Origin of the sequence: Blastococcus sp. VKM Ac-2987, assembly GCF_026967805.1 — a bacterium.
GTDB lineage: Bacteria > Actinomycetota > Actinomycetes > Mycobacteriales > Geodermatophilaceae > Blastococcus.
On sequence record NZ_JAPVBG010000001.1, the window covers coordinates 387,143 to 399,694 of the forward strand.

General features: G+C 76.8%; 15 protein-coding genes. 7 read left to right on the forward strand and 8 right to left on the reverse strand.

The features are described 5' to 3' along the window. Positions 1-668: 668 nt before the first annotated feature. The gene (locus O2W17_RS01840) at positions 669-1,232 is read right to left on the reverse strand and encodes a hypothetical protein (RefSeq protein ID WP_269190688.1); all 564 of its coding nucleotides are present in this window, start codon (positions 1,230-1,232) and stop codon (positions 669-671) included. Between the two features lie 163 nt (positions 1,233-1,395). Here O2W17_RS01840 and O2W17_RS01845 point away from each other — a divergent pair, with 163 nt between their 5' ends. Then, positions 1,396-1,800 carry a hypothetical protein gene (locus tag O2W17_RS01845; RefSeq protein ID WP_269190689.1) on the forward strand — a complete coding sequence of 135 codons (405 nt, stop codon included), beginning with the start codon at positions 1,396-1,398 and terminating at the stop codon, positions 1,798-1,800. 50 nt (positions 1,801-1,850) lie between these two features. Then, the gene (locus tag O2W17_RS01850; RefSeq protein WP_269190690.1) at positions 1,851-2,000 is read left to right on the forward strand and encodes a hypothetical protein; all 150 of its coding nucleotides are present in this window, start codon (positions 1,851-1,853) and stop codon (positions 1,998-2,000) included. Here O2W17_RS01850 and O2W17_RS01855 read toward each other — a convergent pair. Both O2W17_RS01855 and O2W17_RS01860 read right to left on the reverse strand, forming a co-directional pair. Continuing rightward, positions 1,997-3,031 (reverse strand): potassium channel protein, encoded by a 1,035-nt coding sequence (locus O2W17_RS01855; RefSeq protein ID WP_269190691.1) that lies wholly within the window; start codon positions 3,029-3,031, stop codon positions 1,997-1,999. The two genes, O2W17_RS01850 and O2W17_RS01855, sit on opposite strands and share 4 nt — an antisense overlap. 35 nt (positions 3,032-3,066) lie before the next feature. Continuing rightward, positions 3,067-4,200 (reverse strand): glycerate kinase, encoded by a 1,134-nt coding sequence (locus O2W17_RS01860; RefSeq protein WP_269190692.1) that lies wholly within the window; start codon positions 4,198-4,200, stop codon positions 3,067-3,069. 36 nt (positions 4,201-4,236) lie between these two features. Here O2W17_RS01860 and O2W17_RS01865 point away from each other — a divergent pair, with 36 nt between their 5' ends. Beyond that, positions 4,237-5,415 (forward strand): acyl-CoA dehydrogenase family protein, encoded by a 1,179-nt coding sequence (locus O2W17_RS01865; RefSeq protein ID WP_269192037.1) that lies wholly within the window; start codon positions 4,237-4,239, stop codon positions 5,413-5,415. An 86-nt stretch (positions 5,416-5,501) separates the two neighbouring features. Here the strand turns inward: O2W17_RS01865 and O2W17_RS01870 are convergent, their stop codons facing one another. Further along, positions 5,502-5,765: a hypothetical protein gene (locus tag O2W17_RS01870; protein ID WP_269190693.1), complete on the reverse strand. Its 264-nt coding sequence runs from the start codon at positions 5,763-5,765 to the stop codon at positions 5,502-5,504. Positions 5,766-5,938: 173 nt separating this feature from the next. On the opposite strand from O2W17_RS01870, the gene O2W17_RS01875 reads away from it, so the two are divergent. The 3 genes from O2W17_RS01875 (at position 5,939) to O2W17_RS01885 (ending at position 7,809) form a co-directional block, all read left to right on the forward strand. Continuing rightward, the gene (locus tag O2W17_RS01875) at positions 5,939-6,244 is read left to right on the forward strand and encodes a hypothetical protein (protein ID WP_269190694.1); all 306 of its coding nucleotides are present in this window, start codon (positions 5,939-5,941) and stop codon (positions 6,242-6,244) included. A gap of 29 nt (positions 6,245-6,273) precedes the next feature. Continuing rightward, positions 6,274-7,050 (forward strand): esterase/lipase family protein, encoded by a 777-nt coding sequence (locus tag O2W17_RS01880; RefSeq protein ID WP_269190695.1) that lies wholly within the window; start codon positions 6,274-6,276, stop codon positions 7,048-7,050. 165 nt (positions 7,051-7,215) lie between these two features. Further along, entirely contained in the window at positions 7,216-7,809 is a 594-nt protein-coding gene (locus O2W17_RS01885) for a dihydrofolate reductase family protein (protein WP_269190696.1), read from the forward strand. A gap of 45 nt (positions 7,810-7,854) precedes the next feature. On the opposite strand, the gene O2W17_RS01890 is transcribed toward O2W17_RS01885, so the two are convergent. The 4 genes from O2W17_RS01890 to O2W17_RS01905 form a co-directional block, all read right to left on the reverse strand. After that, positions 7,855-8,661, reverse strand: a complete 807-nt coding sequence (locus O2W17_RS01890; RefSeq protein WP_269190697.1) for an adenosylcobinamide-GDP ribazoletransferase — start codon at positions 8,659-8,661, stop codon at positions 7,855-7,857. Next, entirely contained in the window at positions 8,658-9,203 is a 546-nt protein-coding gene (locus tag O2W17_RS01895; protein WP_269190698.1) for a bifunctional adenosylcobinamide kinase/adenosylcobinamide-phosphate guanylyltransferase, read from the reverse strand. The genes O2W17_RS01890 and O2W17_RS01895 overlap by 4 nt, the downstream gene beginning before the upstream one ends. Then, positions 9,200-10,900, reverse strand: coding sequence for a 5,6-dimethylbenzimidazole synthase (gene bluB, locus O2W17_RS01900; RefSeq protein WP_269190699.1), 1,701 nt, complete (start codon positions 10,898-10,900; stop codon positions 9,200-9,202). The genes O2W17_RS01895 and bluB overlap by 4 nt, the downstream gene beginning before the upstream one ends. A 99-nt stretch (positions 10,901-10,999) precedes the next feature. After that, positions 11,000-11,449, reverse strand: a complete 450-nt coding sequence (locus O2W17_RS01905; protein WP_269190700.1) for a MarR family winged helix-turn-helix transcriptional regulator — start codon at positions 11,447-11,449, stop codon at positions 11,000-11,002. Positions 11,450-11,470: 21 nt separating this feature from the next. On the opposite strand from O2W17_RS01905, the gene O2W17_RS01910 reads away from it, so the two are divergent. Then, positions 11,471-12,514 (forward strand): ABC transporter substrate-binding protein, encoded by a 1,044-nt coding sequence (locus O2W17_RS01910; RefSeq protein WP_269190701.1) that lies wholly within the window; start codon positions 11,471-11,473, stop codon positions 12,512-12,514. The last annotated feature ends 38 nt before the right edge of the window (positions 12,515-12,552 follow it).

The following is a 12,552-nucleotide window of genomic DNA, read 5'->3' on the forward strand; positions in this document are numbered from 1 at the left end:
ACGACGCCGCCCGCCACCCGTGACCGGGTGGTGGCGGCGGGGGGGCCCCCCACCGCCGTGCTCCTGGTCGGCGCCGCCGACCAGGAGCACGGGACGGTGCAGGTCCTCGGAGCCTTCCGCCTCCGTGGGTGGAGCCGCTGGAGGTCCGGGGCCGGCGCCCCCCAAGAGTGGGTGGACCGCGCGATCCAAGAGTGGGTGGATGAGGCGATACCGACCCGGAACCCCCCTCGCACCGCCGTCCGGCCGGTTACCGTTCGGCCGCTGCTACCCCGCCGTTCCACCGGCTCGTCGACCCTGGCGGTGATGACGATGACCACCCAGCCTCCGCCCGCCGTCGGGCCCGATCCGGCTCCTGGCGCGGACGCCCCGGCACCCGGCCCTGGAGCCGGCGCGGTGCCGCGTCCGTCCCCTTTTCCGCGCGATCCCTCCGCCGTCCGGCCGGTGGCCCGGCCGGCGCGCCGGCGCTTCGCCGCGAAGCGGTCGACGCCGCCGTCACCGTCGACGCCGCCGTCACCGCAGGCTCGGTACCACGCCGAGCTGGCGGCCCGTCGGCGGCTGCGCGCACTGGCGTTCATGACCGGCGGGCTCGGGTCCGCGGCCCTGATGACGCTGGGCGGGGTCGGTGCGCCGGCCGCCGCGCCCGGCGACCTGCAGGTGGCGGCGGACGGTCAGGTGGGCTCGTCGGTCTGGACGCTGCCCGAGGACAGCGGCATGGGCCCTCTGGTGATCCCGACCATCGGCGCCCTCCCGCCCGGCGCCGACGACTGGTTCCTCCCCGGCGCCCCCGCTGCGACCGTCCCCAGCCTCTTCCGGTCGGACCCGCAGGAGGCGGCCCGGTCGTCCGCCCCCGCCCCGGCGACGCCGCCCCGGCCGGCCGACGCGCGGGTCGACGAGGCGCCCCCCGCCGTCGACCAGGTGCCCGCCGCCGCGTCCACCTCTCGCGGCCCGACGTCGCCCCCGTCCGCGTCCCAGCAGCCCACCCCGTCGACGGCGCCGACCACACCGTCACCCCCCTCTGCGTCCCAGCAGCCCACCCCGTCGACGGCGCCGACCACACCGTCACCCCCGTCCGCGTCCCAGCAGCCCACCCCGTCGACGGCGCCGACCAGCCCGGCGCCGCCGGTCGCGCCGGCATCCCCGACGCAGCAGCGACCCGGCCAGGAGCCCGCCGCGGGGCCCTCGCCGACGGAGCCCTCGCCCACGGAGCCCTCGGCCACCGAACCTGCGCCCACGGAGCCCGCACCCACCGAACCCGCACCCACCGAACCCGCACCGACGGAGCCCGCACCCACCGAGCCCGCACCGACGGAGCCCGCACCCACCGAGCCCGCACCGACGGAGCCCGCGCCCACGGAGCCCGCGCCCACGGAGACGCCCGAGCCCGCCGTGGCGCTCGTGCCCGGAGCAGCGCTGGAGGTGCACGACCCCGCGACGGGCGCGCTGGTCCTCTCGGTGGTCGTGACGGACGTGGTGGCCGGCGCGTCCTGCACCGACCCCTCCGTCACCGCCGGCAACGGCTCGCTGGTGGCCGTCCGGCTCACGGTGACCACCGGGGCCGACCTCGCCCTCCTGGGCGGCGAGCGCAGCGTCGTGGCCGGCGACTTGCACCTCGTCGGGGACGACGGCACCGTCGCCACCGGCGCCGGCCCGGCCGGGGTCTGCGACATCGGTGCGGCGCCCCTCCCGGATGGCCCGCTCGCGCCGTCCCAGGAGCTCACCGGGACGGTGGTGCTGGACGTCCAGGCCGTCTCCGGTGCGATCGTCTACCGCCCGGGGTGGGTGCCCGCGGACGGCGGGTGACGAGGGCCGGCGACCGAGCGGAGCCGGCCGCGCTGCGGCAGGCTGAGGGCATGACGACGCCGGAGTCCGAGACGCCGCAGCCCCGCGACATCGCCCTGGAGCAGGAGTCACCGGAGGTGGCGGCCTCCCTGGAGGCGCAGAGCGCGCCCCGCGAGGCGCCGCAGGGTGACGAGGCCGACGTCGAGGGGCACCCCTCCTAGGCGCGGTGCCCGGCGGACAGCTGCCGGGCGGGGATGCGGTGCGGAGCGACGTAGTACAGCGTCGTCCCCACCTCCAGGCGGGTGTCCCAGGGCGGGCTGACCGCGAGGCCGGCGGGGCCGCGCACGGCCAGCACGGTGGCACCGAACGTCGTGCCGAAGTGGCTCTGGCACTCGCCGAACGTGGCGTGCGGGAAGCCCGGCGGCACGGTCAGCGAGTAGGTGTTGCGCCCGCCGTGGGTCATCAGCTCGCTGTAGACCTGGGTGATCCCGGGGTCGTTCGCCTCCTCGGTGAGCAGGAACGGCATGTGCCACTGGACGCCCTGCACGCCGGCGCTGACGTAGCGCAGCGTGTCCCGCCGCCCCAGGTCGCGCAGCGCCGCGACCAGGTGGACCCCGGGGTGGGCGTGCTCGACGGCGACCGCGACGGCGAGCGTCTCGTTGTCGTCCCGGGCGTCGACCACCACCGTCCGGGCCTGCGGCACGCACGCCCGCTGCATGACGTCCTCGGTGGTGAGGTCGCCGCGGACGAAGTGCACCGCCGGCTGGTCGGGCATGGGGTTCTCCACGACGTCCTCCCAGGCGCACAGCGCGACCTGGGTCCGCCCCTCGGCGGTCAGCTCGGCGACGATCCGCTCGGTGCGCCCGGGCCAGTAGCCCAGCAGCACCACGTGGTCGGACATGTCCAGGGGGACCACACCTCTCAGGCGCCGGCCGCGCAACGACTGCAGGGCCTCGGACAGCTGGGTGAACAGCAGGGTCAGGGTGACGATGCCGCCCACGATGACGTAGGCGCCGATGACCCTCCCGCCGACGGAGCTGGGGAAGACGTCGCCGTAGCCCACCGTCGCGGCGGTGACGAGGAAGTACCACCAGTAGGTGGCCGGTGCGGTGATGGCGCTGCCGGCCGGCTCGACCAGCGCCATCGCCAGCCAGCTGGAGAGGAAGACGAACACCGCGACCGCCAGCGGTAGGCGCCAACCCCTCAGCCGCAGCCGGATCAACCGCGTGAGTCGGTGGAGGAGGAACGGCAACGGAACTCCAGGGGCAGCGGCCGGGACGACGCAAGCTACCGCGCCGCGGGCGGGGGCAGCAGCCCACCGATCACCCGCGCGGTGAGCTCCGGCAGCAGCCGCGCCGCCTCGGCCCGGCAGCGGTCGACGTCCGGCTCGATCTCCGCCAGCCCGTGCGCGGCCCGGAAGCCCGCGGCGCGCAGCCGCTCGACCGGCAGCCGCACCACGCCGGCCAGCGCCAGGCAGGGCACGCCGGCCGCGCCCGCACGGGCTGCCACCTCGGCCGGGGCCTTGCCGTGCAGCGTCTGCTCGTCCAGGGCCCCCTCCCCGGTGACGGCCAGCCGGGCCCCGCGGAGCACGTCGGACACGCCCATCAGGTCGCACACCAGCCCGGCCCCGGAGACGACCCGCCCCCCGACCGCGAGCGCGCCGGCCGCCGTGCCGCCCGCGCCACCGGCGCCGGGGACGTCGGCGACGTCGACCCCGAGGTCCCGCGCGAGGACGGCGGCGTACCGGGCCAGGGCCGCGTCCAGCGTGCGCACCTCGTCCGGGGCGGCGCCCTTCTGCGGGCCGAAGACGTGGGCCGCGCCGGAGGGCCCGGTGAGCGGGTTGTCGACGTCGGAGGCGACGACCAGCTCCACCCCGGCCAGCCGCGGGTCCAGCCCGGTCGCGTCGGCCCGGGCCAGGGAGCGCAGCCCGCCGCCACCGGCGGGGACGTCCCGCCCGTCGGCGTCGAGCAGCCGGACGCCGAGCGCCTGGAGCATCCCCGCCCCGCCGTCGGTGGTCGCGCTGCCACCGATGCCGAGCACGATCCGACTGACCCCGTGGTCGAGTGCGGCGACGATCAGCTCGCCGACGCCCCGGGTGGTGGCGGTCAGCGGCGCCGGGCGGGCCAGCCCGAGCCCGGCCGCGGTGGCGAGCTCCAGCACGGCGACGCCCGGTCGCAGGGCGAGCAGCGCCTCCCGCGGCCGCCCGTCCGGGCCGGTCACGGTGACCGGCTCGGGCCGGAAGCCGGCCCAGAGCGCCGCGGCGACCGTGCCCTCCCCGCCGTCGGCGACCGGCCGCAGGACGACCTCGACCTCGGGGCGCACCCGGGCGATGCCGTCGGCGATGGCGCGAGCCGCGGCCTCGGCGGTCAGGCTGCCCTTGAACGAGTCGGGGGCGATCACGACGTGCACGACGGGCAGCATGCCCCTTTCCGTCGTACGTTCGGGGTCGTGACCGCCATGACGCCGGACTTCTACGCCATCGAGGACCTCCTCGAGCCCGCCGAGATCGAGATCCGCGACCGGGTGCGTGCCTTCTGCGACGCAGAGGTCACCCCGCACATCAACGACTACTGGGAACGCGCGGACTTCCCGTTCGAGATGGCGCACAAGCTGGCCGGGCTGGGCATCGTCGGCGGCACCATCGAGGGCCACGGCTGCCCCGGCATGAGCAACGTGGCCGCCGGGCTCGTCGCGGCCGAGCTGGCCCGCGCCGACGGCAGCATCGGCACCTTCAACGGGGTGCACAGCTTCCTGGCGATGCAGTCGATCGCCGTCCTCGGCGACGACGAGCAGCGCGAGCGCTGGCTGCCGGAGATGGCGCGCCTGGAGAAGATCGGCGCCTTCGGCCTCACCGAGCCCAAGCACGGCTCCGACGCCGTCGGCCTGGAGACCTCGGCCCGTCCGGACGGCGACGGCTTCGTGCTCAACGGGCAGAAGAAGTGGATCGGCAACGGCTCGATCGCCGACTACGTGATCATCTGGGCCCGCGGCGAGGACGGGAAGGTCGGTGGCTACGTCGTCGAGAAGGGGACGCCCGGCTACGAGGCGACGGTCATGACCGGCAAGACCGCGCTGCGCGCGGTGTGGCAGGCCGAGATCACGCTGACCGACGTGCGGGTGCCGGCGGAGAACAAGCTGGCCAACTGCCACTCGTTCAAGGACGTCTCCTCGATGCTGGACCGCACCCGGTACACGGTGGCGTGGCGGGCGCTGGGCCTGGCGACGGCGTCCTACGAGCTGGCGCTGGCGCACGCGATGCAGCGCGAGCAGTTCGGGCAGCCCATCGCGGGCTTCCAGCTGGTGCAGGACAAGCTGGCCCGGATGCTCGCCGAGATCACCTCGATGCAGCTGATGTGCTGGCGGCTGTCGAAGCTCGCCGACTCCGGCCGGATGACCGCGGCCATGGCCTCGCTGGCGAAGATGAACCACGCGGCGAAGGCACGGGCGATCGTGGCCGACGCCCGCGACATCCTCGGCGGCGACGGCATCCTGCTCGACCACCACATCGCCCGGCACCACGCCGACATGGAGGCGATCTTCACCTTCGAGGGGACCGACTCGGTGCAGGCGCTGATCGTCGGCCGCGCGATCACGGGGCTGTCGGCGATCAGCGGGCGGAAGCCCGAGAAGTCCTGACGCACCGGGCCCCACGGCCGGCGTCGTGGGGCTCGCGAGCAGGCGGACCGGGTCCCTGCTGGGATCCGGGGCTCGGGCGCGCCGGGTCAGCGTCGCGCGGCGGTCAGCCGGCTGTCGACGGCGGTGAGGCGGGCGCACTCCGGGCAGCCGGTGCGGCCGATGCCGACCCGCTCCCACTTCTGCGTGCCCCACACCTGGACGATGGCGCCGCACACGGCCAGCTCGACCTCGCCGTCCAGCTCGGCCGGCGGCCGGTGCGCCTCCACGGCGTGCCAGGGGTAACTCGGCTCCGTCTGCGGCCCACCCGACCAGCGGTCCGGGCGGGCGAACCCTACGGCGTACGTGTCCACGAGGTTAACGTTTCCCCGGCCGCCGGGCGCTCAATCCCCCTGTTCAGGCGAAAACCGGACGTCGGGGACCGGCTGCGCGGCCACCCTCCGCTGTCGCCGGAAGCGGAGCGCACCCCTCCGGGTGACGCCGGCCGCACGCTACCGTCGTAGTCCTCGCGGGAGGAGCACGCACCATGGATCCGATCAGCCTGCTGGTGGGCGCGGCGCTGCTCGGCGCCGGGTTCGCCGCCGGGCGGCTGGGCCGCGGCCGGCGGACGGCTCCTCCCCCACCGGTGACGCCGCTCTGCGGCTGCGGGCACACGCTCAGCCAGCACGACACCGGGACCAACACCTGCTACGCCGAGCTGCGCCGGGACACCTACGACAAGCGGGGTCGCTGGTCGGGGCACAGCTGGGTGCCCTGCACCTGCCGCCAGTACGTCGGCCCGCGGCCGATCGACGAGGTGTTCGTGCCCCGGGTGCTGCCCCCCGGCGACTGATCCACCGGTTCCCCGGGCATCGAGGCCAGGTGAGTCCTCGATCCCAGCCGGCCCGCGGCGAGCGCACCGATGCCCTGCTCGCCCTCTCCGAACCGGCGCGTGCCCTGGTCAGCGCCGGCGCGCTGGCCGCCGGGCGGCCCCTGCTGCGCCTGGCGCCGCGCGGCGAGCCGCACCCCGTGGTCGTCCTGCCCGGCTGGCTGGCCTCGGACGTCTCCACCCGCACGCTGCGCACCTGGCTCGGCCGCCTGGGCTATCCCACCGTGGGCTGGGACCTCGGCCGCAACCACGGCCCCCGCCCCGAGATCGTCGACGGCGTCCGCGCGCTGGTGGAGCGGCTCGCCGACGAGCACGGCGGGCCGGTGAGCATCGTGGGCCAGAGCCTGGGCGGCGTCTTCGCCCGTCGGCTGGCCGAGCGCAGCCCACGGCTGGTCCGGCAGGTGGTCTCCCTCGGCTCCCCCATCGCCGGCATCCCGCCGCGGCCGCGACGCGCCGCGAGCCGCGACGGCATGGTCCGGGAGTACCGCCGGCTGCGGGCGGTGGAGGACGTCCGGCCGGCCCGGGCGCTCCCCGTGCCGAGCACCTCGGTCTACTCCCGCTGGGACGGCGTGGTCGACTGGCGCACCTGCCTCCAGGAGGAGGGGCCCCGCAGCGAGAACGTCGCCGTGCACGCCAGCCACCTGGGCATGGGCGTGGACCCGGCGGTGCTCTGGATCGTGGCCGACCGGCTGGCCCAGCCGCGCGGTGCCTGGCGCCCCTTCGTGCGGCCGACGCGGCTCGGCGTGCGCTCGCTCTTCCCCGTGGAGTGAGCACCCGACCCCTCGCGGCCGCCTGCGGTCAGGGCTCGTCCGCCGCGCTCAGGTCCAGCTGAGCTCAGCAGCGAGGGCTGCGGGGTGCGATGAGTTCCCCTCGCGTGGGCTGTCAGAAGAACGAACGACTGCTGATCGCCACCGGATCGAGCGCGGGAGCTCCTCGTGGGACGACTGATCATCAACAACGCCATCACCGTCGACGGCGCCTTCGAGGCGCCGGTGCCCGAACCCGACGGGTGGCTCGTCCTGGACCCTGACAGCCAGCGCGCCTCGCTCGAGAAGTGGCAGGCAGCCGACGCGATGGTGCTCGGGCGCAAGACCTACCAGGGCCTCGCCGCGGTGTGGCCGCAGATGGCGGACCTCCCCGGGTACGAGGCCTACGCGCATCGGATGAACAGCATGACCAAGTACGTCGCGTCCCGGACGCTGAGCGGCCCGCTGACCTGGAACGCCACCCTGCTCGAAGGCGACCTGGCCGACAGCGTGAACGACCTCAAGGACAGGCACTCGGGCAACCTGATCGTCACGGGTGCCGGCGAACTGGCCCGCGACCTCATGGCCCAGGACCTCGTCGACGAGCTCTGGTTCACGGTGAGCCCCTACCTCTGGCCGACCGGGCCCCGGATCTTCGACGACCTCGGCGCCGTCCGTCTGGAGCTCGTCGCCACCACGACGTTCCCGTCGGGTTCGGTGCTCCTGCGCTACCGGCCCGCCCCTGCCGACCGGAGACGCCGGTCCGCGGACCGACGCTGGTGACCCCGGGAACGGACCTCCCACCCAGAGGACACCCCGCTGCCGGACTCAGGTCCAGCTGACCCCGGTGGCCAGCACGACCAGCGTGGCGGTGGTGGCGGCCTCGACCAGCGCGCCGAAGACGTCGCCGTTCACCCCACCGAGGCGCCGGGCGGCGTGCCGGGCCAGCAGCGCGGCGAGCACCAGCGCGACGACGACGGCGGCGGCGGACCACAGCCCCTGCGCGGCCGAGCCGCCGACGGCCAGCCGCACCCCGACCGCCGCGAGCAGCAGCACCCCGGTGACCGACCACCGCAGCAGCCCGGAGCCCGATCCGGCGACCAGGACGCCCAGCGACGAGCCGGGGGCGGCCGGCCGGGCCGCCGCGTGCAGCACCGCGGTGCGGCCGGTGACGGTGGCGAGCACGACGGCGAGCACGCCCTCGACCGGCCCGGCGTCGCCCAGCACCGCGGCCAGCGCCGCCACCTGGACCAGCAGCGTGCAGCCGATCGCCGCGACGGCGAAGGCCCCCACCTCCGGCCGGCGCATGATCGCCAGGGCCTGCTCGGCCGGGCGCCCGCTGCCCAGCCCGTCGGCCAGGTCGGCGGTCGCGTCCAGGTGCAGACCGCGGGTGAGCAGGGCCAGCGCGGTGACCACCAGTGCCGCGGCGAGCAGGGGGGAACCCTCGTCCGCGCCGCGCCACACGACCAGCGCCGGGACGCAGGCGAGCGCGCCCAGCACCAGCCCGACCACCGGCAGCCAGCGCAGCACGCCGGGCCCGGGGACGCGGGCGCGCTGCGGAACGGGCAGCACGCTGAACAGGCCGAGCGCGGCGAGCAGCCCACCGGCGCCCGCGGTCCGCTCCGGCGCGCTCATCGCAGCCGCTGGGGCAGCCCGGCGGTGAGCAGCCACACCCGCTGGGAGGCGGCGGCGACCCGGGCGTTGAGGATGCCCAGCTCGTCGCGGAACCGGCGGCCCGAGGCGGTGGCCGGCACCACGCCGGAGCCGACCTCGTTGCTCACCGCGACCACCCGCCGGCGGGTAGCGGCCCAGGCCGCCACGACGTCGTCGACGGCGGCGGCCAACCGTGCGTCGGCGTCGGGGCCGCCGTCCCACACCCCGCAGTCGTCCATCGCCCGGGCCAGCCAGGTGGACAGGCAGTCGACGAGCACCGGCGGACCGCCATCCCCGAGCACACCGACCAGGTCGACGGTCTCGACGGTGCGCCACGAGCCGGGCCGCCGGTCGCGGTGCAACGCCACCCGGTCGGCCCACTCCGGGTCACCGCCGTCGGCGGGCAGCCCGCAGGCCACGTAGTCGACCCGCCGCGCACGGGCCAGCAGCTGCTCGGCGTACCGGGACTTGCCCGAGCGGGCGCCCCCGAGCACCAGCGTCCGGCGGGCCGGGCGACCGATCACGAGACCCGTCCCGCGGTGCGCCGGGCCCGCAGCGCGGTGAGCAGCAGCTGCGCGCCCAGCACCGCCCCGACCCCCTCGCCCGAGCGCAGCCGGAGATCCAGCAGCGGTTCCAGGCCGAGCTCGGTCAGCACCTCGGCGTGCGCCCGCTCGCGGCTGCGCTGGCCGGCGACCAGCGCGGTCCGGGCGGCGGGCTCCAGCCGCACGGCGACGACGGCGGCGACCGAGGTGACCAGCCCGTCGAGCACCACGGGGACGCCCCCGGCGGCCGCCCCGAGCGTGACGCCGGCGAGCACCGCGAACTCCGGCCCCCCGAGGGCGGCCAGCGCGGTCCGCGGCTCGGCCAGCACCGCGCCGTGCTTAGCGCGCGCCCGCTCCAGGGCCGCGGTGACGACGGCGCGCTTGCGGGCCAGCATCTCGGCGTCCGCCCCGGCGCCCAGCCCGACCGCGTCCCCGGGGTCGAGCCCGAGCAGCGCGCAGGCCAGCGCCGCGGCGACCGTGGTGTTGCCGATGCCCACCTCACCCAGGCACACGAGCCCCTGGCCGGCCAGCTCCCGGCCCAGCTCCCGGCCCTCGGCCACCAGCGCGTCGACCGCTGCGGGCGTCAGCGCGTCGGTGGCGACCAGGTCGCCCTGCGGGTCCGGCGACACGGCGGCGTGGGCCCGCACCGCCAGCCCGGCCTGCGCCGCGGTCGCCGCGCCGAGCGACTCACCGGTACCAGTGGCGGCGAGCACGTCGGCGGTCACCGACGCCGGGTACGCCGAGACGGCGTGCGCGGCGGCGACGGGGTGGTCGCCGGCGACGACGACCAGGGTCCCCGTGGCCGGCTCAGCGCCGGGCAGGGCGAGCACGCGGTCGACCGCGCGGTCGAGCACCCCGAGCGAACCGGGCACCGCGAGCAGGTCGTCGCCGGTGTCGCGGGCGGCCACCACGGCCTCCGGCTCCGGCCCGGCCAGGTGCGAGACCGGGGCCTCCGGGCTGCCGTCGGCCGGCCAGCGCTCGGCCAGCACGACGTCGTCCAGCGACAGCCGGCTGGACCAGCCGTGCCGCACCAGCCCCGGCTCGGGCGGCCGCTCGTCCGGCCAGCCCAGGCACAGCCAGCCGAGGGTCTCCACCCCCTCCGGCAGGTGCAGCAGCTCGGCCAGGTCGGCCGGCTGGAAGAGGGTCACCCAGCCCACGCCCAGCCCCGAGGCGCGGGCGGCGAGCCAGATGTTCTGGATGGCGCAGGCGCAGCTCCACAGGTCGGCGTCGGGGAAGGTCGCCCGGCCGAGCACCCCGGTGGCGTGGGCCCGCCGGTCGCAGGCGACGACGATGCCGACCGGCGCCTCGCGGATGCCCTCCAGCTGCAGGTCCAGCAGCCGGGCACGCCGGTCGGGGGTGAGCAGCTCGGCCTGCCGCAGCCGCTCCCGGTCGGCCAGCGCCGCGGCCCGGTCCCGGGTCGCCTGCCCGGTGACGACGACGAAGCGCCACGGCTGCGAGTGCCCGACCGACGGAGCCCGGTGCCCGGCTCCGAGGACCGCGCGCACCAACTCCTCGGGCACCGGGTCGGGACGGTAGCGGCGGATGTCGCGACGGGCCTCGACGACCGCGTGCAGCGCCGCCACGCTGCCGGCGTCGAACGCCCAGCCGGACGGGTCGGCCGCGCGCTCGGCGGCGTGCGTGCGGTCACCGATCACGGGGACCGGCCGGGGCCAGGTCATGCCAGCAACTCCTCCGTCAGGTGCGCGCCCGGGACCACCCTCGCACGGCGACCGCGGCCGCCCGGGCACCGCGGCGCACGCCGTCCCCCACGCGGGCGGTCAGCCGCCGGCGGCCAGCTCGGTCAGCGCACGGGCCAGCGCCCGGACCCGGTCGGCGCCGAGGGAGGCGGCCAGCGACGCTTCCTGCGCGCGGACCAGCCCCTCCCACCGCCGCAGCCGGTCGCGGCCGGGATCGGACAGGTGGACGACGACCTTGCGGCCGTCGTCGGGGTGCGGCAGCCGGTAGGCCAGCGCCTGGTCGACGGCCGCATCCACCAGGCGGGTCAGCGTCGGTGCCGGCAGGTGCAGGGCGGTGACCAGCTGGCTCATCGTGCGCCCGCCGCCGGCGAGCCCCCGCAGCAGCCGGTAGCCGTCGAGCGTCCCGCCGTCCTCGGCCAGGGCACCGGTCACGCCCGAGGCGACCCGGCGCTGGGTGACGGTGAGCAGCTCGACGAGATCGTCGGCGACGCGCTCGTCACGCGCCCCGGCTCCCACGCCGCCCGGAGACATGGGGGAACCATACTTCTCCCCGTGCCCGGTTCCCCTCGTCCGCTGGACCCCTGGGACGTCCTGCTCGCGGGCCCGCGGCCCGATGTGCTCCGGGTGGGGCTGGCCGTGCCGCTGTCCGGCCCCCTGGCGCTCACCGCCCCCTCCGCCCTGGACCTGGCCGGCCTCGCCGCCGAGGAGGCCAACGCCGCGGGCGGGGTGGACGGCCGCGAGGTGCAGCTGGTGGCCGTGGACTCCGGTCGGGCACCGGCCGTCGTCGCGGCGGAGGTGACCTCGCTGTTCCAGGCGGGCGTCTTCGATGTCCTGGTCGGGTTCCACACCAGCGACGTGCACCGGGAGCTCGAGGCCACGCTGCCCCCGGGCGCCCGGTACGTCTTCACGCCGCCGCACGAGGGCGGGCGCCGTCGTGCCGGTGTGGTCCGCACCGGCGCGTCACCACTGGAGCAGCACGCCGCCGCGCTCCGCTGGCTGGTGCACGCCCGCCGCGCCCGCCGCTGGGTGCTGCTGGGCACCGACTACGTCTGGCCGCGGGCGGTCCACCGCGCCGCCCGCCGGGTGCTGGCCGACGCCGGCGCCGAGGTGGTGGGTGAGGCGCTGGTCCCCTTCGGGCCCGCCGACACCGGGCCGCTGCTGGACCTGGTGCGGCGCACCCGCGCCGAGGGCGTGCTGCTGAGCATGGTGGGCCGCGACCTGGTCACCTTCAACCGCGAGTTCGCCCGCGCCGGGCTCGACCGGCGGGTCGTGCGCCTGTCGGGAGCGCTGGAGGAGAACGGCCTCTACGCCCTCGGTGGGGACGCGACCGGTGAGCTGTACGCGTGCATGCCCTCCTTCGCCGCGGCCGACGACGGGCCGGACGAGGGCCAGCTCGCCCTCCAGGAGCGCTCCGTCCGCCGCTCCGGGCCGTCGGCACCGGTGGTCTGCGCGTACGCCCGGGGCCTCTACGACGGGGTCCGCCTGGCCGTCTCCCCTCCCCGGGGCGCCCGCCGGGGACGGCCCGCCCCGGCCGCCCGACTGGCCCGCGCGGACGGTCTCCTCCTGCGCGAGCTCCCGGGCCTTCTCAGCGCGTGAGACGGTTTACTTCCACCTGGAAGGAAACCGTCCTACTC